We start from the raw sequence: 21,409 nt of genomic DNA, 5'->3' as shown, positions 1-21,409 counted from the left end.
CGTTTGATTCCGAGGGCAGTGCCGACGCTCACAGGAACCACGAGGGAGGCCCCTATGCCGATCGAGCAAGAACGCCTCGAAGACGCGCTGGCGATCCATCAGCTGACGGATGAGGCCTTCAAGGGCATGCCCTTCAGCCAGCAGACCGAGGCCAGGATCGTCGACGCCTTGCGGGCGGCAGGGGCGCTGACCCTCTCGCTCATTGCACGCCGGAATGGCGAGATCGTCGGCCACGTCGCCTTTTCGCCGGTCAGGATCAACGGCGAAGCAGGCGACTGGCATGGGCTGGGACCGGTCTCCGTCCGGCCTGCCCAGCAACGCAAGGGCATCGGCCAGGCTTTGATTCACGATGGTCTCGGCAGACTCAGGGCGATGAAGGCAGCCGGCTGCATCCTGCTCGGCAGCCCCGCCTACTACTCTCGCTTCGGCTTCGAGAGCGCTTCCGACCTCCACTACGGCAATATCCTGCCCGGCTATCTGCAGTTCCTGACATTCCGAGGGCCAGCACCGAAAGGCGAAGTCTCCTTTCGCCCCGGCTTCGATGTTTCCTAGAGCCGGACGCCGGCAGAATGCGAGTTCCGCGAGACAACTTCAGTTAAGCCCTCCATGCTACCTGCACGCACGGAGACAGGTTCATGACGACAGCGCCCGCCCGAGCCCCGGACAATGTCCTGCCCGAGCTCGTCGACATCATGTTCACGTCCTTGGCCTCCGTTGTCACCGTCGGCATCGCTCTGGCCGCGGCAGCGTGGATGAGTTCGGCCCTATACGAGGATCAGATCGTCGCGGCGGCCGGCATCGCGGCTGCGATCGTCACGACCGGGCGCGTCCTGATCACGGTTGCGTATCGGCGGGCCAGGCCCAGGATCCAGAGCGCCGAACAGGCCCGGCGGTGGGAGCGCCGCTATGCCCTCGGGGGCTTCGCATTTTGCGCGCTGCTGGGCGGCGTCGCCGCCTATGTCTTCCTGACCGGTGAGGCTTCGGCGCAATTGCTGATCGCGACCGTGCTGGTCGCCTATCCCTGCGGGATGATCATTCGCGTCGCCGTTCGGCCGATGATCGCCCGTATCCAGCTTGTCCTGACGCTGGCCCCGCCGATCGTCGCGAGCCTGGTCAATGCCGAGCCCGAGCACCTCCTGATGGCGGTCATGCTGATCGCCTATCTGGTCATCGGCTTCGAGATGATCTCGCACCTGCACATGACCATCCTCGACCGGATCGTCGCCCATCGCGAATTGGCGCGGCAGGCCTTGCATGACGATCTGACCCTGCTGCCCAACCGCGCCCTTTTCCGCCAGCGCCTGCAGGAGGAGTGCGACCGGAGCCGGCGCTACAGCCAGAGCTTCGCGGTTCTCTATCTCGACCTCGATCACTTCAAGGCGGTCAACGACACCCTGGGTCATGCCGCCGGCGACGAACTCCTGCGCCAGATCGCCCTGCGATTGAAGGCGGCGTCCCGGTCGTCGGACATCGTCGCGCGATTGAGCGGAGACGAGTTTGCGCTGATTCAGACGCCGCTCACGGAGCAGGCCGAGGCCTGCGTCCTGGCTCAGCGCCTGGTCGAGACCATAGCCGCGCCGGTCATCATCGACGGGCGCGAAATCCGGGTCGGAGTGAGCGTCGGCGTCACGATTTGCAGGCCACCCGGCGACGAGCCCGATGCGCTCCTGCAAAAGGCCGATCGCGAACTCTACGCGGCCAAGGAGGCCGGGCGCGGACGATACAGCATCTCCTCGGCAGCAGGGCAGCCCGCCGCAGTGTGATGCGTGAACGCCCGGTTGTCCCGGGCTAGCCCGCCCCGAACGGCACAAAACCCGGTAGCGCCTTGACCAGCGCGCGGAAGGCGTCGCCGCGCACCTCGAAATTCGGGAACTGGTCGAAGGAGGCGCAAGCCGGCGAGAGCAGCACCGCGATCTCGCCCTCACCGGGCTGAGCCTGCGCATCGCGGGCCGCGGCGGCGACCGCGACATCGAGCGTGCCGTTGCGCTCGTAAACGACGCGACCGTCCTGATCGAAGGTCGCCGCGAAAAGATCGCTCGCCGCGCCGATGAGATAGGCCTTGGCGATGTTGGGGAAGTAGCGCGTCAGGCTCTCGATGCCGCCCTCCTTCGCCTTGCCGCCCAAAATCCAGAAGATGTCGCGGAAGGAGGTCAGTGCCTTCTCGGTGGAATCGGCGTTGGTCGCCTTGGAATCATTGATGAAGACGACCCGGCCGACCCGGCCGATCTCCTCCATGCGGTGGGCCAGGCCCGGATAGGTCTTGAAGCCCGCCGCAATCTCCTCGGCGCTCAGTCCCAGCGCGAAACAGGCGGCGAATGCCGCCGCCGCGTTCTGGGCATTGTGCGAGCCGCGTAAGCTGCCGATGCCGGCGAGGTTCGCCACGACCTTCGGCCTGCCGCCCCTGACCTGGACGATGCGGGTGTCGAGCTTGCCGGCATTGGCCGTGATGCCGGCGAAGACGCCCTCGTCCAGCGGCTGCTCGCCGCTGATCTTGACCAGCGGCCGGCCGGAGGCCGCGCGGCGTCGCGCCATCTGCTTGGACGGCTCGTCATCGACCCCAATCACTGCGATGTCGGACTGGGCGACGAGGCGCTCCTTGATCGCGCCGTAGTTCTCGAAGGTGCCATGCCGGTCGAGATGGTCCGGCGTCAGATTCATCTGGATGCCGACTGTCGGTGCCAGCGAGGGCGCGAGGTCGACCTGGTAGCTCGAGCATTCGATGACATGGATGCGGCCTTGTGCCGGCGGCTCCAGCGCCAGTACGGCCGTGCCGATATTGCCGCCCATCTGCACGTCGCGGCCGGCCTGGCGCAGCACATGCGCAATCAGCGCCGTCGTCGTCGACTTGCCATTGGTTCCGGTGATGCAGACGACCGGCGCGGCGGGTGCGATCGCCTCCCGCTCGCGGAAGAACAACTCGACGTCGCCGATGATCTCGACCCCGGCGGCCCCAGCCTTCTCGACCGTCCAATGCGGCTGCGGGTGGGTCAGGGGCACGCCCGGCGACAGGACGAACGCCGCGAAACCCGCCCAGTCCGCCAGGGCGAGATCGACAATCGCGATGCCCTCGACCGCGGCCTTGTCGCGGCTCGCCTGGTTGTCGTCCCAGGCCGCGACCTCCGCCCCGCCCGCCTTCAGGGCGCGCGCCGTCGCCAGCCCCGAGCCGCCAAGCCCGAACAGAGCCAGGCGCTTGCCTTTGAAAACGGTGAGGGGCGTCATGATCAGCGCAGCTTGAGCGTGGAGAGACCGACCAGCGCCAGCACCACCGAGATGATCCAGAAGCGGATCACCACTTGCGGCTCGGTCCAGCCCAGCTTCTCGAAATGGTGGTGGATCGGCGCCATCAGGAAGACGCGCTTGCCGGTGCGCTTGAACACCGCGACCTGGATGATGACCGAGAGCGCCTCGACCACGAACAGGCCACCGACGATGGCGAGCACGACCTCGTGCTTGATCGCGACCGCGATGGTGCCGAGCATGCCGCCCAGGCCGAGCGAGCCGGTGTCGCCCATGAAGATTTGCGCCGGCGGCGCATTGAACCAGAGGAAGCCGAGCCCCGCCCCCATCATCGCGCCGCAGATCACGGCGAGCTCGCCGACGCCTGGTACATGATGGATCTGCAGGTAGTTGGCGAAGATGGCGTTACCGGCGAGATAGGCAATGAAACCGAAGGTGCCGGCCGCGATCATCACCGGCACGATGGCGAGCCCGTCGAGCCCGTCGGTCAGGTTCACCGAATTGCCAGCGCCCACCACGACGAAGGCGGTGACCAGCGGGAACAGGATGCCAAGCGGGATGATCGCTTCCTTGAGGAAGGGCATGGCGAAGCTCGACGAGATCGCCTGCGGCTGCGTCTGCATGATGAAGGTGCAGGCGATCACCGCGATCACCACCTCGAGCGCGATGCGCGCCCTGCCGGAGAAGCCCTTGTGGGACTGCTTCGTGACCTTCAGGAAATCGTCGTAGAAGCCGATGGCGCCATAGCTCGCGGTGACCCCGAGGACGATCCAGACGTAAGGATTGCGCAGATTGCCCCAGAGCAGCGTCGCGGCGAACAGCCCGGCCAGGATCATCAGCCCGCCCATGGTCGGCGTGCCGCGCTTGGCGAGATGGGATTCCGGCCCGTCGCTGCGGATCGGCTGGCCCTTGCCTTGCTTGATGCGCAGCCAGGAGATCGCGGCCGGACCAAAGAAGAAAACGACGAGCAAGGCAGTCGCGGTCGCGCCGCCTGCGCGGAATGTAATGTAGCGGAACACGTTCAGGATCGGGAACGTGCCGGAGAAATCGGCGAGCCAGACGAGCATCGGTTTTCAGTCTCTTGTTCTATTCATCGGCCTGCAGGGTCGGGAAACGCGCCATGATCGCCTTCACGATCGGCCCCATGCGCGAACCCAGCGACCCCTTGACCGTGACGACGTCTCCGGCCCTGATCGCATCCAGTACGAGCGGCTCAAGCCCGCTCGACTGGGCGGCATAAGCACCCCTGAGGGTGGATGGCAAGCTGTCGTAGAGCCCACGCATCAATGGACCACAAGCGAAAACCTTGTCGACGCCATTGCCGAGGACGACCTCGGCCAGGCCTTTGTGAAGGTCGGGCCCGCTCGGCCCGAGTTCCAGCATGTCGCCCAGCACGGCGACACGCCGGCCACGCCCGGAAACCGGCATGCGGCCGAGATTCTCGATCGCCGCCCGCATCGAGGCCGGGTTGCCGTTATAGCTCTCGTCGATCAGCGCGAAGGCCCCGCCCGGCCCTTGCAGGATCTGCCTTGCGCCGCGTCCGACCGGTGGCTTGAGATCGCCCAGTGCCAGCGCCGCCAAAGCGAGATCGGCGCCAAGCGCCGTGACGGCGGCGAGAACCGCGAGCGAATTCAGCACGATATGCTTGCCCGGGCTGCCGAGCCGATAGGTGACCGGCTGGCCCATCACGATGGCGTCCACCGTTGAGACATCGGGCTTCAGCGCGCAGGAAACCAGCCTGACATCGGCGTCCATGCTCTCGCCGAAGCTGATGATGCGTCCGGCCGGGCCGGCCTTGGCGAGACTGCGCAAAAGCTCGGTCTGCGGGATGTCGGCGTTGATGATGGCGGTGCCGCCGGGCTCCAGGGCCCAGAACACCGAGGCCTTTTCCTCGGCGATGCCTTCGAGCGAGGCGAAAGCCGCCAGATGCACCGGCTGGATCGTCGTGATGATCGCGACATGCGGGCGCACGAGCCGGGCCAGCGGCAGGATTTCGCCAGGGTTGCTCATGCCGATCTCGTAGACCGCATAGGCCACGTCGCGGGGAGTACGACATAAAGTCAGCGGCACGCCCCAGTGATTGTTGTAGGAGGCAACCGGCGCGTGGGTCTTGCCCTGGCGCGACAGGACGAGCCGCAGCGCCTCCTTGGTGCCGGTCTTGCCGACTGAGCCCGTCACCGCGACGACCTGGGCCTCGAGTTCGGCCCGGCGCGCCGCACCGGCCTGTTCCATCGCCCGCAGCACGTCGGGCACCACGGCGTAAGGCCCCTCGCCGCTGAATCTTGCAGCATGCGCTTCATCGATCACCGCCAGCGCCGCGCCTTTCGCAAGCGCCCCGGCAACGAATTCATGGCCGTCGCGCGCCTCCCCCTGGATGGCGAAGAAGGCCTCGCCCGGCTCCAGCGTGCGGGTGTCGATCGAGGCCCCGGTCACGGCGGCCGGCATTGCCCCGGCAAGCCGCGCCCCCATGGCCGCGACCAGGCTGTCTCCGCTCCACAAGGGCGCGCTCATTGATCCATCTCCGCAATCGCCGCCCGCACTACGTCCTGATCCGAGAACGGCAATGTCCGGTCGCCGATGATCTGGCCGGTTTCATGGCCTTTTCCGGCTACGACGAGGACATCGCCGGCATCCAGCAAGCCGACAGCGTGGCGAATGGCCTCCGCCCGGTCGCCGATCTCCCGCAACCGCGGCGACGCTGCCATGATTTGGGCGCGGATCGCGGCCGGATCCTCGCTGCGGGGATTGTCGTCGGTCACGATGGCAATGTCGGCCTTTTCCGCGGCGATCTGGCCCATCAGCGGGCGTTTCCCCCTGTCACGGTCGCCACCGCAGCCGAAGACGCAGATCAGCCTGCCGCTGGCGTAGCCTCGCAACGTCGTCAGGGCCGCCAAGAGTGCATCGGGTTTGTGTGCGTAATCGACGAGTACGAGGCCGCCGCGCACCTCGCCGACGCGTTCCAGGCGGCCCGGCACGCCACGCAACTCCATGAGAGCGCTCAGCGCCGCCGGCACAATCTCCCCCGTGGCAATGGCGAGCCCCGCGGCGACGAGCGCATTACCGGCCATGTAGTCGCCGACCAGGGGTAGGTCGAGGGTCGTCGTGCCGCCGTCGAAGGACACGACCAGGCGTTGCGCGAAGCCGTCCCGGCGAACATCCACGAGCCGCAACGTCTCGCCCTTGCGGCCGACGCCTATGAGCGGATGCCCGCCACGCTGCGCCGCAGCGGCGGCTTGCTCCGCATAGGGCTCGTCACGGTTGATCACGACCGGGGCGCCTTTCGGCAGCAAGTCCCAGAGCCGAAGCTTGGCGTCGAGATAGTCTTCGACGGTCGGGTGATAGTCGAGATGGTCGCGGCCGAGATTGAGGAAGCCACCAGCCTTCAGCCGCACGCCGTCGAGCCGACGCTGGTCGAGCCCATGCGAGGAGGCCTCCATCGCCAGATGCGTTATGCCCTCACCGGCGAGCTTGTCGAGCGAGGCGTGCAGCGACAGCGGATCGGGCGTCGTCAGCGAGCCGTATTTCGAGCCCTTGGAAGTGACGATGCCGACCGTGCCGAGGCTCGCCGCCTCATGGCCGAGCGCCTGGAAGATCTGGCGCGTGAAGTCGGCGACCGAGGATTTGCCGCTCGTGCCCGTTACCGCGACGATGGTTGCGGGCTGGCGCGGATGGACGACCGCCGCGGCCAGAGACAGGGCCAGGCGCGGATCCTCGACCTGCGCAAAGGCGATCGCGCCATCGAGATCGCCCGGCCTGGGCTGGCCCGAGACGATGGCGGTCGCACCGCGCGCGACCGCGTCCGCGATGAAGCGCGCGCCATCAGCCTTGGCCCCGGCGAGCGCGACGAAGACCGCGCCGGGCGCAACCGTGCGGCTGTCGAAGGCGACGCCCGTTACGCTGCGATCCCTGTCTGAGGGAAAGGCTTCGGGGAAAAGCTGATCGAGCGTGAAGGAGAGCGTGCTCATGCGCAGACCAGGATCACGGGCACATCCTTGATTTCCTACCGCCGTCATTCCGGGCGCAGCGAAGCGGAGGCCCGGAATCCATCGTAGCACGCAGCGCTCTACGATGGATTCCGGATCGGCGCGGCTTCACCGCTTGTCCGGAATGACGGTCGTGTTTCCGACGGCTGGCGATGGACACCGAGAAGATCACGACACCGCCTCAGCGACTGCCCCAGGCGCCGAGCTTCGCCATCAGCGGAAACGGCGCGGTCGGAGGGTCGAAGCGCGGCGCCAGGCCGAGGATCGGCGCGGCGCGCTCGATGAGCTTGCCGGTGGTGACGCCGGCGTTCCATGCAGCCGTCGAATAGCCGCCGCTCTCGGCATAGCCCTTGGGTTCGTCATAGATCGCAAGAAAGAGGAAGCGCGGCTTGTCGGAGGGCGTAATCGCCGTGAAGGTGGTGAAGTTGCGGTTCTTGGCATAGCGCCCGTTGATGACCTTTTCGGCCGTCCCGGTCTTGCCGCCGACGAAATAGCCGGGGATGTCGGCCTTGCGGGCCGAGCCTTTCTCGCCGTTGAGGCGCATGATGAAGCGCATCGCCTCCGAGGTCTCCGGCTTGATCACGCGCACACCGGTCTTCTTTGCGTCCTCTTCGGAACGCTTCAGGAAGGTCGGAGTGATGAAGGTGCCGCCATTGACCAGCGCACCCACCGCCGCCATCGCCTGGATCGGTGCGACCGCGAGCCCGTGACCGAATGCGATCGTCGCCGTATTGATCTCGCCCCAGCGGCTCGGAACGATCGGAGCGGCGCTCTCGGGCAGCTCCGTCGTCATCCGGTCGAGCTGCATCATCTTCTTCAGGAAGGCCTTGTGGCCCTCGACGCCGACGGAGAGCGCCATCTTGATCGAACCCATGTTCGACGAATGCACGAACACCTCCGGCACCGTCAGCGTGCGCCCCGTGCCATGGTATTCCTTGATGACCTGCCGGCCGAAGCGCATCATTCCGCCCGCGGTCGAGTAGCTCGAATTGATGTTGGCCTTGCCTGAATCCAGCGCCATCGCGATGGTCAGCGCCTTGAAGGTCGAGCCCATCTCGTAGACGCCGACATTCATCCGGTTGATCCGGTCCTTCTCGAGCGCATCGACCGGATTGCCCGGGTCGAAATCCGGCAGCGAAACCAGCCCCAGCACCTCGCCGGTGTTGACGTCCAGGATGGCGCCAGCGGCGGCGATCGCCTTGAACCGCTCCATGCCCTTGACCAACTCGTCGCGCAGCAGGTGCTGGACGCGCAGATCGACCGAGAGCGTCACCGGCTTCAGGTCGGAGGCTTGCGTCGCGAGCCCTGCCCCGTACAGGTCCTGCAGGCCCTGCGTGTCGATGTATTTCTCGATGCCGGCGATGCCGACATTGTCGACGCTGGCGAAGCCCAGCACATGGGCGGCTGCCGGCCCGTTGGGATAGACGCGCTTGTTCTCGGGCACGAAGCCGACGCCAGGAATGCCAAGCCGGTGGACCTCCGCCTGCTGGCGCGGCGTGATCTCGCGCTTGACCCAGACGAAGCCCTTCTTGGTGCCGAGCTTCTCGCGCAGTTCCTTGGCGTCGAGGTCGGGCAGGACGGCGGTCAGCAGCTCCGTCGCCTCGTCCTTGTCGAGAATATTTCGCGGCTCGGCGAAGACTGAAACCGTCCTGATATCGGTCGCCAGGACCACGCCGTTGCGGTCGAGGATATCGGGCCGCGCGGCGGAGATCGCATTCGCGGTGGCCCGGCGCAGGCCGACCTGCTCTCCGGGCAGCGTCGCCAGCATGACGAGGCGACCGGTGATGGCGAGGAACAGCGCGGAGAAGGCGAGGATCACCAGGCCGACGCGCGGCTGGCTCTTCTCGCCGCTCATGCGGAAGACGTCGCGCAGGAAGCTGAAGAGCCGGCGTGCCGGCGGCGGCGCCTCGGCGCCAGGCTCGGAGGTCGTCTCAACGCTCATGGCCGGCCTCCAGGCGTCGTTGCACTCGCCTTGCGATCTCTGGGGGTCTCGGTCGGCAGGCCCAGCCCGAGATCCTCGAGCTTGCGGCCGATGGCGTCGACCTTGGGGCCGCGATTGGGAATGTCGGAGGCGCGCACGACCTGCGTCACCGAGAAAGGCTGCAAATCGAGATGACGGTCGGCCAGCGTCTGCAAGCGGTCAGGCCGGGTGAGGAACTGCCATTCGGCCTTGAGCACGGCGATGGCCTCGCGCTCGCGCTGCGCCTTGCTCTTGATCTTCTGCAATTGCTCGGCCTCCAGGGTGGTGCCGTATTTGATCGTGTAGGCATAGAGCGCCGAGGAGACGAGCGCGCCGATGGCAACGACATGGAGCAGCTTGATCACGCTCAGGGCCTCCGGCGCGGCTGTGGATCGGGCACTTCGGCAAGCGCCACCAGATCGGGCTCGGCGGCTCGCGCGGCAGTGGCCAGCCGCTCCGCCGCGCGCAGCTTGGCCGAGCGCGCCCGCGGGTTGAGCCGCATCTCGGCCTCCGTCGGCGCGACCGCCCCCTTCGAGACGAGACTGAAGGTCGGCTCGGCGATGGCGACCACGGGCGCGTGGCGCGAGCCCGCAGGGCTACGGCCCGAACGCGTCGCCATGAACTGCTTGACGATGCGGTCCTCCAGCGAGTGGAAGGTCACCACGACCAGCCGTCCGCCGGGCTTGAGCACGGTTTCGGCGGCGTGGAGCGCCTTGACCAGCTCCCCGAGCTCGTCATTGACCGCGATGCGCAAGGCCTGGAACACCCGCGTCGCGGGATGCGCCCCGCCGGGCTCGGTCCGGACGATGCCGGCAACGAGATCGGCAAGCTGCTTGGTCGTCGTCAGCGGCGCCTTGCGCCGTGCCTCGACCACGGCGCGCGCCACGGCGCGCGAGCGTCGCTCCTCGCCATAGTGATAGAAGATATTGGCGAGCAGCCCTTCCTCGGCCTCGTTGAGGATGTCGGCAGCACTTTGGCCTTCCCGCCCCATGCGCATGTCGAGCGGCCCATCGAAGCGAAACGAGAAGCCGCGCTCCGCCTGATCGATCTGCATGGAGGAGACGCCGATATCGAGCACGACGCCGTCGAGCGGCGCCATCTTGAAGCGCTGCGCCTCCTCGGCGAGATCGCCGAAGCGCGCCTGCGACAAGGTCAGCCGGCCAGCCATCTCGGCGACGAGATCCGCCCCGCCCGCGATCGCGGTCGGATCGCGGTCGAGCCCCAGAAGGGTCGTACCGGGCGCAGCCTCGAGCAAAGCGCGGGCATAGCCGCCAGCCCCGAAGGTGCCGTCGAGATAGCGGCCGCCCGGCCGCAGTGCGAGCGCCTGCAGAACCTCGGCCAGCAGCACCGGCACATGGCGGGCACCTGTGTCGATCGCGACCTCGTCGGGCCTGCGACGCCCTCTCATGTCCCCACCCCCGAAGTGGCTGGCGTAGGCAACGATGCTCCCAGGCTGCGCTTGACGTCGCGCAGGCGCGTCCGCGCCGCCTCCAGATGAGCCTCGAAGCGGGCAGGCTCCCAGAGCTGGAACTTGTGGCCGTGGCCGACGAAGGTCACCGCATCGCCGATGCCGGCATGCGTCTTCAGCGCCTCGCTGAGCATGATGCGTCCCTCCGGATCGACTTTCAGCACCTCCGAGGCGCCGTTCAGAGCCGTCGACAACAATTCCCATTCGTCCGAGAAAGGCGAGAAGCGCGCCAGGATATCGTCGATCGTAGCCCGCAAGGCGTGGCCACCCGCATCCAGCGCCGGCAGGTCGAGCGTGCGATGGACGTAAAGCCCCTCGTAGCCGTCCTTCGCCAGGATCGATCGGAAACTCGCGGGAATGGACACGCGCCCTTTGGCGTCGAGCCGATTGGTGAAGTTCGAGACGAAGCGGTCTGTCAACGCCGCCTCCCGGCCTGCTCTTCACATGCATGCCCGGCCCGGCAACAGCTGGGGGCACGACACCCCGTCGAAGCAGGCAAAGCGCGAGGGCGGGCCGAAATCCGCGCGGCACACGGACCTTGACCTGACTGTCGCCTGTCTGCTTCGACGGGATGATTTGGGATAGCATGGGTTCTTATGGGCGTCAATGGAATCGCATGCGCCGACAGGTGCCTGCCGATGCTTCGCCCCATCACAGCCCGTTAAGGTTAAGTATCCGTAAGCACGCGCGGATTGACGCCGAAACCGCCTGCGCGGCGACCATGTGGCAGCCGCTCAGACGATAGCCCATGCGAAATAATTCAGAGGCTTCTGTTGCGCCTCAGGCGGGCTCGGCCGCTGCAAGCAGCGCATCGCGCAAGGCGTTCAACTGCTCCAGCAGCCGGCCCTTGGATTCCAGCGCGCCGCCGAGCGCACGCGCCATGCTGTCGGGAACACAGCGCCCCTTCTCGCGCAGGCTCTCGCCCTGCGCCGTCAAGGATAAGCGCACCTGCCGCTCATCCTCGCGATCACGCTCGCGGCGGATCAGACCGGCCGCCTCCAGTCGCTTCAGCAGCGGCGTCAACGTGCCGGAATCGAGCATGAGCCGCTCGCCCATCGCCTTCACCGTCAACCCGTCACATTCCCACAGCACGAGCATGGCCAGATATTGCGGATAGGTCAGGCCGAGCTCGGCCAGCACCGAACGATACACACGGTTGAAGGCATGGCCGGCCTGATAGACGGCGAAGCAAAGCTGATCCTCCAGCCGGGGCGAATGCTGCTCGGGAACCTTATCAGCCGTCATCGCTTCCCTTCCCGGCACCAGCCGCCGCCTCCTGCACACGGAAAACCAGAATGCAGCCGGCGACGCAATCAACTCAATGTGAGCGGGCTCATTTTGATCGTTGACAATTTAATTGTGCACGATCTAAATCGTCATTGCAAGCTCACCGATCAACCGGCGCCGCATCGCGACCGGTCGAACGATCACCAAGACCAAGGAGATCCCCGATGAAGATTCTTTACACCGCCCACGGCTCCGCCACCGGAGGCCGCGAGGGCAAGGCCGCCACCGACAGCGGCAATGTCGATGTCGTGCTCAACACGCCCAAGGAACTCGGCGGCGGTGGCGGCAACGGCACCAATCCCGAGCAGCTGTTCTCGCTCGGCTACTCCGCCTGCTTTCTCGGCGCGCTGAAATTCGTCGCTGGAAAGGAAAAGGTGAAGATTCCCGAAGACGCCCGCGTCAGCGCCGATGTCGGCATCGGCCCGCGCGATGACGGCGCAGGCTTCGGCATCGCGGTCAAGCTGACCATCTCGGTACCGGGCATCGACAAGGCCGTGGCCGAAGACCTGGTCCAGAAGGCCCATATCGTCTGCCCCTACTCGCACGCGACCAAGGGCAATATCGACGTCGAACTGAAGGTGGCGTGATTTTGGGGACAAGCCCCACAGCCTCGGGCGACCGCTCCGGAAATTCGCTCCGGTGAGGCAGCCGGGGCGATCGTCGAGAACCGGAGCGGAGCGGACGTTGGTCCGTGAGCACCGGAAGCGCGGACGATTGCCTCGGATGTCCGCCGGAGTAGAATTTCCGGACGGTCGAGAATTGCCAGTCGGCCTATAAGCCGGGTTCTGGATGGCCGGAGGATCGCTCCCCCGACGTGACGGCCATTCCTCTGGGACACACATTGCTGCGCGCCTCGAGCAACCAACCCGGACGACAAGGCTCAGAAACAGGCCCCTCCCCGCTTGCGCGGAGAGCATCGTCCCTATTCGGTTTTGCTCCCGGTGGGGCTTGCCATGCCGTCCCCGTTGCCGGGTCCGCGGTGCGCTCTTACCGCACCTTTTCACCCTTACCTTCGCACGCAGGCGCCGAAGCGCTTGGCAGAAGGCGGTTCGATCTCTGTGGCGCTTTCCCTGGGGTCGCCCCCGCCGGACGTTATCCGGCACCGTGTTTCCGTGGAGCCCGGACTTTCCCTCCCCCGCGAACGGGAGCGGCCGTCCGGCCGACTGGCGGGTCGCTAGTGCGCGCTTGGGCGCGCCGCGTCAAGCCAGTCGGGCCGCGGCTCAGCTATGGGCGGTGATGGTGCGGACCTTGGCGCAATAGGTCCGGTTGGCGCCGCTCATGCGCTCGGTCATGTGGCCGCTCTGATATTTCATCACGGTCTTGCAGGTGTCGCCGCCGGCCAGGCGGTAGGCCTGAGCCAGATATTTCATCGCGAAGCGCGCATTGGTCTCGGCGTCGAGCAGGCCGCCCGCCCCGCCGGTATAGCCCAGGCCGCGCGCGGTCTGGTGGCGGATCTGCATCAAGCCGTAATTGCCGGCATGAGTGGCGCGGGGATTATAACGGCTCTCGATCCGCACGACGGCATCGGCCAGCGCAAACGGCACGCCATTGGCCGCGGCATGACGAGCGACCAGCGCCTTGAGACCTTCGGAACCGGCCGGCGCGGCCAGCGCAGGAGCCGTCTTCCCGGAGCGGGCAAGCCGGGCCTGCGAGGCCTTGTCTGTCTTCACGGCCTCGTGCCCACCCTGCGCGGCAGCCTTCTCGCGAGCAATCTCGGCGTCCCTCACGATGAACGCCAGCGCATCCTTTTCGTCGTTGACCGATTCAGCCCTGGCAGGCTGAAATCCGACGAGGCAAATCGCGAAAATGGCGGCGGCGCTTGTGGTATATCGCATGATCAACTTTACCCTTCATGCTGGAACATGGCTGAAGGGCAGAGGCAAATGATCAGTAAATGTGACTATAATCTGACCCGACGCAAAACAAAGCTATGCTTACGCACTATCAACAGGAAATTATTCAATATTTATCGCTGGAGTATTCGGCATGTATTCGAATCAAAAGCGAGCAACCAGGGATTGCGTTGACGCAGCGGCAACTTCGACCGAAGACATTGCCCCATTGAGGACGCATTTCACGGCCGGAGTGGTGAAATCGCCTCTTGGGCGACGCCACGTCGAAAAAAATATCGCCAACCGCACCATCCCGCGCCGAGCCGGCCTGTCCGACGCGGCCCTTCGTCACTATCCTCATCCACCAGGTCAGGCCGGGAGTCGCCCCTATCATGGTTTCGTCATTCTGGGGGGCGCTGAGCGGTGGCGGCCTCGGTCTTGCGCTCGGCGGCCCGCTCGGCGCGCTGATCGGCGCGGTCGCGGGCCATGTCCTGGTCGACCGGGAGGGCGCGCCGTTCGGGCCGGCCCCGCGCGAACTCGTCTTCACCACCGGGCTGGTCGCGCTTGCAGCCAAGATGGCGCGCTCGGACGGCGTCGTGACGCGTGACGAGATCGCCGCCTTCCGGCGTATCGTCATCGTACCGCCCGACCAGCAGGCCCGCATAGAACGCCTGTTCGACCTCGCCAAACAGACCAGCGCCGGCTTCGAGGCCTATGCGACGCAGATCGCGGAAGCCTTCCGCGACGAGCCTGCCTTGCTCGAGGACGTTCTCGACGGGCTGTTCCTGATCGCGGCGGCCGATGGCGCGATCCATCAGGACGAGCACGCCTATCTGCGCGACGTCGCGACGATCTTCGGCATCGCCGAGGCCGGTTTCGCCCGCATCGAGGCGCGCCATATGCGCCGACCCGACGACCCCTATCTGGTGCTGGGCGCGACGCGTGAAATGGACGACGCCGCCTTGAAGCAGCATTATCGCAAGCTGGTCGCGCAGACCCATCCCGACCGCGAGATCGCGCGCGGCCTGCCCGAGGAGGCTGTGGCCATCGCCACGCGCCGCCTCGCCGCGATCAACGCCGCCTGGGATGTAATCGAGGCGGAACGCGGCCTGGCGACCAAGCGCCCGCGCGAGCCGGCCTGAGAGAACCCAGCATGAACCAGACCATCCACCCCGACAGCCGCTTCGCGGCCAGGATCTTTCCGTCTCCGAACCATGGCGAGCGCAAGCCCGGCGGCAATGGCACCGGTGATGACGCCCCGGCCCGCCGCCCGGACATGCTGATCCTGCATTACACCGGCATGAGCGACGCCGGCGAAGCGCTGCAATGGCTGTGCAACCCGGTCTCGCAGGTCTCGTCGCATTATTTCGTCTTCGAGAACGGCCACACGCTGCAACTCGTGCCGGAGGAGCGCCGCGCCTGGCATGCCGGGGCCTCGCATTGGGCCGGCGAGACCGACATCAACTCCTGCTCGATCGGCATCGAGATCGCCAATCCCGGCCATCCCGGCGGCCTGCCCGATTTCCTGCCCGAACAGATCGCGGCGACCTTGAACCTGTGCCGCGACATCTGCGAGCGCTGGGCCATTCCGCCCGAGCGCGTGCTCGCTCATTCCGACATCGCGCCCGGCCGTAAGATCGACCCCGGCGAGAAATTCCCCTGGCGCCATTTCGCCGAAGGCGGCGTCGGTGTCTGGGCGGACCCCGCTCCGATCCGCAGCGGCCGTTTCCTGGCGCGTGGCGAGAGCGGCCAACCGGTCGAGGCGCTGCAGGCGATGTTCGCCATGCTGGGCTATGGCGTGACGGTCGACGGCGTCTTCGACGAGAGGCTTGAAGCCGTGGTCGCGGCCTTCCAGCGCCATTGGCGGCAGGAGAAGGTCGACGGCGTCGCCGACGCCTCGACGATCACCACCCTGCGCGATCTGCTCGCCATGACCCGGGAAGCTCGGACGGCCTGAGTGACCTTGCGCAACATTGCCGGAAGTTAACTCGCGAAAGCCACGCGATTCTGGCATTCTGTGACCAAGTGCGCGTCCATTCTCGGAACTGCGCCGGATCGGGGAACGACCTTGCGCAAGTGGCTGATCGGATCGGGACTCGCGGTGCTCGCCATCGCAGCCGGCTACTGGACCTTGCGTCCGACCGGAGGCTCGGCGAACGACGCCGCCTATCGCACCGCCGCGCTCGATCGCGGCCGGATCACCGCCGCCGTGCGTGCGACCGGCACGCTGACCCCGGTCACCACCGTCCTCGTCGGCTCGCAACTCTCGGGCCAGATCGTCGAAATCCTCGCCGATTATAATTCGCAGGTGAAGGCCGGCCAGGTCGTAGCCCGGCTGAACAGCGACCAGATCAAGACCCGCCGCGACGCAGCCCAGGCCGATGTTTCGCAAGCCCGGGCCGACCTCATGGTCAAGCGCGCCCAGCTCGACCGGGCGCGCTCGACCCGGGTCAGGGCCAATTCGACGATCAAGGATCTCGAGGCCCAGCGCGACCGCACCGCAGCCCAGCTCGCGGACGCAAGGCGCACCTTTGAACGCCAGAACGAATTGTTCTCGCGCAAGGCCGGCTCGCAGCAGAACCTCGACACGGCGCGCACGCAAGTCGAGGTCCAGGCGGCGACGCTCGCCTCCAGCGAGGCGCAGATCGCCTCCGCCAGGGCGGAGCTGAACGGGCTCGACGCCGACATCCTGCTGGCCGAGGGCCAGGTCCAGTCGGGCGAAGCGGCAATCTCGCAGCGCGACGCCAAGCTCAAGGACATCCTGATCGATCTCGATCGCACCGATATCCGCTCGCCGGTCGATGGTGTCGTGGTCCAGCGCCAGGTCGATCTCGGCCAGACGGTCGCAGCTTCGCTCTCGACGCCGACCTTGTTCCTGATCGCGCAGGATCTGCGCGTCATCGACATCTACGCCAATATCGACGAGGCCGATGTCGGCCGCCTCAGGGTTGGCCAGCCGGTCAGCTTCACCGTCAACGCCTATCCCAACCGCACTTTTGAGGGCCATGTCGAAATGGTCCGGCTCGGCGCGCAGACGATCCAGAACGTCGTCACCTATACCGGGGTCGTCCGCGTCGAGAACGCCGATATGGCGCTGCTGCCGGGCATGACTGCCAATCTCCAGGTGGTCACGGAGGACCGCGACAACGTGCTGCGCGCGCCCAATGCGGCTTTGCGCTTCCGACCAGTCGGCGTGGCCCAAGGCCCCGCGCCGGTCATGTTGCCTGTGGCCGCCCAGAGCCAGCAGGCGGGCGGCGGCAATCGCAGTGCAGCCGCCCTGCGCGAGCGCATCGAGACCGATATCAAGCCCACGCCGGAGCAGAAGCAGGCCATCGCCGCCATCTTCCAGGAGCGGCGCGGCGGGCGCGAGGCGCTGGCCGGCCTCTCGGAGGAGGAGCGCCGCGCCGCCTTCCGCACCGCCCGCATCGAGATGATCAGGAAGATCGCCGCCGTGCTCGACCCCGAGCGGCGCGCAAAATTCGAGGCGCTGATGCGGGAAGGCCGCCCGAGCCCGCAGCGGGCCGGCATTCCGGGCCGGGTCTACACGCTTGACACCGAGGGCCAGCCCAAGGCGGTTGCCATCATGCTGGGGCCGACCGACGGCGCCTATACCGAGATCCTCGCGGGCGACATCAAGGACGCGACGCAGGTCATCATCGGCGGCGGCCCCCGCCCGGCCGGCCCCGCGGCGCCGACCAGCGGCCCGCCAGTGCGCGGCCCGCGGTTGTTCTGATGGGGGCGACGTTGAAGCCTTCGTCGTCAGCCAACGCCAACAAAAGCTGGCGCGGGATCCCCTCTCCCGGATGGGAGAGGGGTAGGGGTGAGGGCCTGCCCTCTCGAAATGATGCCGCAGCAGAGCCGCTGCGCCTTCTGCGGTCAGGGCGGGCCCTCATCCCTGCCCTTCTCCCACACGGGAGAAGGGTTCCCCGCGCCCTTCACGCCAGCTGCGTGCACCGGGATAATGCCGAAGACACGCCATGCCCCTGATCGAAGCGCATGAGCTCTCCCGGGTCTACGACCTCGATTCCGGCCGCGTGACCGCGCTCGACCGCGTCTCCCTCGCAATCGAGACCGGCGATCTCGTCGCGGTCATGGGTCCGTCGGGATCGGGCAAATCGACCTTCATGAACCTGATCGGCTGCCTCGACCGGCCGACTGGCGGGCATTACCGGCTCGACGGCGTCGCGGTCGAGACGCTCTCCAGCGACGGCCTCGCCGAACTGCGCAACCGCAAGCTCGGCTTCGTCTTCCAGCAGTTCAACCTGCTGCCGCGTGTCGACGCCTGCGCCAATGTCGAATTGCCGATGGTCTATGCCGGGATCGACGGCCGGACGCGCAAGGCGCGCGCGCTCGCCGCGCTCAACCGCGTCGGCCTGGCAGACCGCGCCCATCACCGGCCGATGCAGCTCTCCGGCGGTCAGCAGCAGCGCGTCGCCATCGCCCGCGCTCTGGTCAACCAGCCGCGCCTGCTGCTCGCGGACGAGCCGACCGGCGCGCTCGACAGCCGTACCGCGCTCGAAATCCTGGGCCTGTTCCAGGATCTCAACCGCGAAGGCGTCACCGTCGTCATCGTCACCCATGACGCGGAGGTGGCGCGTCACGCCCATCGCGTCATCCGCTTCCGCGACGGCCATCTGCTGTCCGACGAGAGGCAGGAGGCGGCCGACGCTCGCACCGCCCTTGCCGCTCTGGAGATCCCCCCATCGGCAACCGAGGTCGCGGCATGAGCCTGATCGAAGCGATCCGCTCAGCGCTCTCGGCCATCGGCGCCAATGCCCTGCGCTCGGCGCTGACCATGCTCGGCATCATCATCGGCGTCGCCGCCGTCATCGCCATGGTCGCGATCGGCTCGGGCGCACGCGAGCGCGTCACCGCGCAGATCAAATCGCTCGGCGCCAATCTCGCGATCATCCAGTCCGGCAACGTCACGCAAGGCGGCGTCAGGCTGGGCGCCGGCGCCTCCTCGACGCTGACGGACGAGGACGCTCGCGCCATCATTCGCGAGGTCGACGACGTCGTGGCCGCCGCCCCCATTCTCGTCACCCGCGCCCAGGCCGTCTTCGCCGGCACGAACTGGTCGACGCAGATCACCGCGACCGATCTCGATTTCTTCACCGCACGCGAGTGGGATATCGCGGAGGGGCGTCTGTTCGAGCCGGAGGAATTGCGCCGCGGCGAGATCGTCGCCGTCATCGGCCAGACGGTGGCGAGGAACCTTTTCGGCGAGGTCAACCCGCTCGACCAGCAGTTCCGCATCCGCAACGTGCCCTTCAAGGTCATCGGCGTGATGGCCGGCAAGGGCCAATCGGCGCTCGGCCAGGACCAGGACGACGTCATCTTCGTGCCGCTCGACACCGGCCGCCGCCGCATCGTCGGACGCAACTACGCCCGCGACGCCTCGGTCCAGACGGTGATGGTGAAATTCGCCAACGAGCAGGCGATCGATCCCGGCATCGAGCAGACGCGCGCCCTGCTGCGCCAGCGCCATCGCCTCGCCGAGGAGCAGGATGACGACTTCATCATCCGCAACCTGACCGAGATCGCCAACACCGCCACCGCGGCCGCCAACACACTGTCGTGGCTGCTCGCGGCGGTCGCCGCCGTCTCGCTCCTGGTCGGCGGCATCGGCATCATGAACATCATGCTGGTCTCGGTCACCGAGCGTACCCGCGAGATCGGGCTCAGGCTCGCCGTCGGCGCGCGCCAGCGCGACGTGCTGGCGCAGTTCCTGATCGAGGCGACCACATTGGCGACGATCGGCGGCGCGATCGGGATCGCGCTCGGCATCGCAGCGGCGCTGACCATCGCGAATTTCGCCGGCTGGCCATCCGTCGTCTCGATCGAGACGATCCTGATCGCGGTCGGCGTCTCCGGAATGATCGGCGTCTTCTTCGGCTTCTACCCGGCAAGGCAGGCGGCGCGGCTCGACCCGATCGAGGCGCTGCGGCGGGAATAGGCTCAGGCCGCCTGCGCCGCTGCAAGCGCCTGCGCCTTCAGTTTGACGCCCACGCCTGCGATCGCCTGGATCGCCGGCATCAGTTCCTCGCCCAGCGCAGTCAGCCTGTACTCGACCGAAGGCGGCGAACTCGGCACGACCCGGCGTGCCACCACGCCCTTCTCCTCCAGCGCCCGCAACCTTGCGCTCAGCATCTTCGCGGAGATCAGCGGAATGTCGCGCCTGAGCTCGCCGAAACGGCGCGGGCCGCCGCTCAAAAGCCAAACCACATTTGGCGTCCAGGCTCCGCCGAGGATCTGCATGCAGGTCCCGATATCGCAGGTCTGCGGCGGCTTCGGCGCGCGATTTCGTCGAATTTTCAAGGCCATGGCAGCAAAGCTCCGGTTACCGGAATGATACCTGAAAATGCGGTTACAACACGTTATCACATATACAAAGGTTATCTGTCCCGCCTAACTCCGTCACACAGCCAATACGGAGACCGACGGACATGAAGCTCTATTATTCCCCCGGCGCCTGCTCGCTTTCCCCCCATATCGCGCTGCGTGAGGCCGGGCTGCCCTTCACCATCGAGAAGGTCGACACCAAGGCCGGCACCACGGAAACGGGCAAGGCCTTCGCGACCATCAACCCCAAGGGCTATGTGCCCGCCCTGCAGCTCGACGATGGCGCAGTGCTGACCGAAGGCGCGGCCATCGTCCAGTTCATCGCCGATCTCGCACCCGACGCCGGTCTCGCCCCCAAAACCGGCACCTTCGCCCGGGCGCGGCTGCAGGAGGAGCTCAATTTCGTTGCCACCGAGTTGCACAAGGCCTTCGTGCCGCTGCTTCGCCCCACCACCAGCGAGGATGGCAGGCGCGACGCCCGCGCGATGCTCGCCAGACGCCTCGATCATGTCGAGAAGACGCTCTCGGATGGGCGCGACCATCTGCTCGGCAAGGACTTCAGCGTCGCCGATGCCTACCTCTTCACCGTGGTGAACTGGGGCGGCCATGTCGGGATCGCGCTGGAGCCCTGGCCGAAGCTTCAGGCCTTCATGAGCCGCGTGGCCGCCCGCGCTTCGGTTCAGCAGGCGATGCGCGTCGAAGGGCTGATCCAGTGAGCGCGATGGACCAGCGCTTCTCGGAGATCGCCGAAACCCTGGGACGCTATTTCGACGGCCTCCACCACAGCGACGCCGCCGAACTCGGCCGCGTCTTCCACGAGCAGGCGATCTATGCCTGCGCCAGCGAAGGCAGGCTCACCCATCTGACCATGGACGCCTATCTGCCCATGGTCGCGAGCCGGCCCTCACCGGCAAGTCGTGGCGAAGAGAGGCGCGATCGCATCCTGTCGATTGAATTCGCAGGTCCGGTCACGGCGCTGGCGCGGGTCGAATGCGCGATCGGCGAGAAGCGCTTCACCGACCTGCTGAGCTTCGTCAGGCTCGACGGGCAGTGGCGCATCATCGCCAAGGTCTTTCATGTCGACCTCGCCGCCTCGGCGTGACGATCTCGATCGCGGTCGGCGTCTCCGGAATGATCGGCGTCTTCTTCGGCTTCGACCCGGCAAGACAGGCGGCGCGGCTCGACCCGATCGAGGCACTCAGGCGGGAGTAGGGTACGCCTCGGCTCGCCTGCTATCCCATCCTGGCTCGGAAACACGCTGTCATCCCGGACAAGCGGCCCCCGGGTCCGGCCTTCGGCC

21 protein-coding genes and 1 other RNA gene are annotated in these 21,409 nt (G+C 66.8%); 10 read left to right on the top strand and 12 right to left on the bottom strand.

Annotated elements, in window-relative coordinates:
• The first annotated feature begins 54 nt into the window (after window positions 1-54).
• Together CYD53_RS02465 and CYD53_RS02460 are read left to right on the top strand one after the other, a co-directional pair.
• Window positions 55-552, top strand: a complete 498-nt coding sequence (locus tag CYD53_RS02465) for a GNAT family N-acetyltransferase (RefSeq protein WP_103716513.1) — start codon at window positions 55-57, stop codon at window positions 550-552.
• 83 nt (window positions 553-635) lie between these two features.
• A complete protein-coding gene (locus CYD53_RS02460; protein ID WP_103716512.1) occupies window positions 636-1,763 on the top strand; it encodes a GGDEF domain-containing protein in 1,128 nt (375 codons plus the stop codon).
• 25 nt (window positions 1,764-1,788) lie between these two features.
• Here the strand turns inward: CYD53_RS02460 and murD are convergent, their stop codons facing one another.
• The 9 genes from murD to CYD53_RS02415 form a co-directional block, all read right to left on the bottom strand.
• Complete coding sequence (gene murD, locus CYD53_RS02455; RefSeq protein ID WP_103716511.1) at window positions 1,789-3,219, bottom strand: UDP-N-acetylmuramoyl-L-alanine--D-glutamate ligase; 1,431 nt, start codon at window positions 3,217-3,219, stop codon at window positions 1,789-1,791.
• Window positions 3,220-3,221: 2 nt separating this feature from the next.
• The gene (mraY, locus tag CYD53_RS02450; RefSeq protein ID WP_103716510.1) at window positions 3,222-4,304 is read right to left on the bottom strand and encodes a phospho-N-acetylmuramoyl-pentapeptide-transferase; all 1,083 of its coding nucleotides are present in this window, start codon (window positions 4,302-4,304) and stop codon (window positions 3,222-3,224) included.
• A gap of 19 nt (window positions 4,305-4,323) precedes the next feature.
• Complete coding sequence (locus CYD53_RS02445; protein WP_103716509.1) at window positions 4,324-5,748, bottom strand: UDP-N-acetylmuramoylalanyl-D-glutamyl-2,6-diaminopimelate--D-alanyl-D-alanine ligase; 1,425 nt, start codon at window positions 5,746-5,748, stop codon at window positions 4,324-4,326.
• Window positions 5,745-7,202, bottom strand: coding sequence for a UDP-N-acetylmuramoyl-L-alanyl-D-glutamate--2,6-diaminopimelate ligase (locus CYD53_RS02440; protein ID WP_103716508.1), 1,458 nt, complete (start codon window positions 7,200-7,202; stop codon window positions 5,745-5,747). Before CYD53_RS02440 ends, CYD53_RS02445 begins: the two co-directional genes overlap by 4 nt.
• A 199-nt stretch (window positions 7,203-7,401) precedes the next feature.
• Window positions 7,402-9,162 (bottom strand): peptidoglycan D,D-transpeptidase FtsI family protein, encoded by a 1,761-nt coding sequence (locus tag CYD53_RS02435; protein ID WP_103716507.1) that lies wholly within the window; start codon window positions 9,160-9,162, stop codon window positions 7,402-7,404.
• Window positions 9,159-9,545 (bottom strand): cell division protein FtsL, encoded by a 387-nt coding sequence (gene ftsL / locus CYD53_RS02430; RefSeq protein WP_103716506.1) that lies wholly within the window; start codon window positions 9,543-9,545, stop codon window positions 9,159-9,161. The genes CYD53_RS02435 and ftsL overlap by 4 nt, the downstream gene beginning before the upstream one ends.
• Window positions 9,546-9,547: 2 nt before the next feature.
• Window positions 9,548-10,588 (bottom strand): 16S rRNA (cytosine(1402)-N(4))-methyltransferase RsmH, encoded by a 1,041-nt coding sequence (gene rsmH / locus CYD53_RS02425; protein ID WP_103716505.1) that lies wholly within the window; start codon window positions 10,586-10,588, stop codon window positions 9,548-9,550.
• The gene (locus CYD53_RS02420) at window positions 10,585-11,067 is read right to left on the bottom strand and encodes a division/cell wall cluster transcriptional repressor MraZ (protein ID WP_103716504.1); all 483 of its coding nucleotides are present in this window, start codon (window positions 11,065-11,067) and stop codon (window positions 10,585-10,587) included. Before CYD53_RS02420 ends, rsmH begins: the two co-directional genes overlap by 4 nt.
• Window positions 11,068-11,428: 361 nt before the next feature.
• Entirely contained in the window at window positions 11,429-11,893 is a 465-nt protein-coding gene (locus CYD53_RS02415; protein ID WP_103716503.1) for a MarR family winged helix-turn-helix transcriptional regulator, read from the bottom strand.
• A 206-nt stretch (window positions 11,894-12,099) separates the two neighbouring features.
• Here CYD53_RS02415 and CYD53_RS02410 point away from each other — a divergent pair, with 206 nt between their 5' ends.
• Window positions 12,100-12,522, top strand: a complete 423-nt coding sequence (locus CYD53_RS02410) for an organic hydroperoxide resistance protein (RefSeq protein WP_103716502.1) — start codon at window positions 12,100-12,102, stop codon at window positions 12,520-12,522.
• 171 nt (window positions 12,523-12,693) lie between these two features.
• On the opposite strand, the gene rnpB is transcribed toward CYD53_RS02410, so the two are convergent.
• Together rnpB and CYD53_RS02400 are read right to left on the bottom strand one after the other, a co-directional pair.
• An RNA gene (rnpB, locus tag CYD53_RS02405) (RNase P RNA component class A) lies at window positions 12,694-13,102 on the bottom strand.
• A 53-nt stretch (window positions 13,103-13,155) separates the two neighbouring features.
• Window positions 13,156-13,770, bottom strand: a complete 615-nt coding sequence (locus tag CYD53_RS02400; protein ID WP_103716672.1) for a transglycosylase SLT domain-containing protein — start codon at window positions 13,768-13,770, stop codon at window positions 13,156-13,158.
• Between the two features lie 389 nt (window positions 13,771-14,159).
• On the opposite strand from CYD53_RS02400, the gene CYD53_RS02395 reads away from it, so the two are divergent.
• The 5 genes from CYD53_RS02395 (at window position 14,160) to CYD53_RS02375 (ending at window position 19,723) form a co-directional block, all read left to right on the top strand.
• Window positions 14,160-14,909, top strand: coding sequence for a J domain-containing protein (locus CYD53_RS02395; RefSeq protein WP_103716501.1), 750 nt, complete (start codon window positions 14,160-14,162; stop codon window positions 14,907-14,909).
• Window positions 14,910-14,920: 11 nt separating this feature from the next.
• Window positions 14,921-15,724: a peptidoglycan recognition protein family protein gene (locus CYD53_RS02390; protein ID WP_103716500.1), complete on the top strand. Its 804-nt coding sequence runs from the start codon at window positions 14,921-14,923 to the stop codon at window positions 15,722-15,724.
• 111 nt (window positions 15,725-15,835) lie between these two features.
• Window positions 15,836-17,500 carry an efflux RND transporter periplasmic adaptor subunit gene (locus CYD53_RS02385; protein WP_181011680.1) on the top strand — a complete coding sequence of 555 codons (1,665 nt, stop codon included), beginning with the start codon at window positions 15,836-15,838 and terminating at the stop codon, window positions 17,498-17,500.
• A 244-nt stretch (window positions 17,501-17,744) separates the two neighbouring features.
• Complete coding sequence (locus CYD53_RS02380) at window positions 17,745-18,494, top strand: ABC transporter ATP-binding protein (RefSeq protein WP_103716498.1); 750 nt, start codon at window positions 17,745-17,747, stop codon at window positions 18,492-18,494.
• Window positions 18,491-19,723: an ABC transporter permease gene (locus CYD53_RS02375; RefSeq protein ID WP_103716497.1), complete on the top strand. Its 1,233-nt coding sequence runs from the start codon at window positions 18,491-18,493 to the stop codon at window positions 19,721-19,723. Before CYD53_RS02380 ends, CYD53_RS02375 begins: the two co-directional genes overlap by 4 nt.
• 2 nt (window positions 19,724-19,725) lie before the next feature.
• On the opposite strand, the gene CYD53_RS02370 is transcribed toward CYD53_RS02375, so the two are convergent.
• Entirely contained in the window at window positions 19,726-20,025 is a 300-nt protein-coding gene (locus CYD53_RS02370; RefSeq protein ID WP_281261239.1) for a winged helix-turn-helix transcriptional regulator, read from the bottom strand.
• 188 nt (window positions 20,026-20,213) lie between these two features.
• On the opposite strand from CYD53_RS02370, the gene gstA reads away from it, so the two are divergent.
• Window positions 20,214-20,825 (top strand): glutathione transferase GstA, encoded by a 612-nt coding sequence (gene gstA / locus CYD53_RS02365; RefSeq protein WP_103716495.1) that lies wholly within the window; start codon window positions 20,214-20,216, stop codon window positions 20,823-20,825.
• 5 nt (window positions 20,826-20,830) lie between these two features.
• Window positions 20,831-21,211: a nuclear transport factor 2 family protein gene (locus CYD53_RS02360; protein WP_103716494.1), complete on the top strand. Its 381-nt coding sequence runs from the start codon at window positions 20,831-20,833 to the stop codon at window positions 21,209-21,211.
• Window positions 21,212-21,409: the final 198 nt, after the last annotated feature.

Origin of the sequence: Allobosea psychrotolerans (assembly GCF_002917105.1) — a bacterium.
Lineage (GTDB): Bacteria > Pseudomonadota > Alphaproteobacteria > Rhizobiales > Beijerinckiaceae > Allobosea > Allobosea psychrotolerans.
Note: the sequence above shows the minus strand (reverse complement) of the source record. Positions and strands in the feature narration are given on the sequence as shown.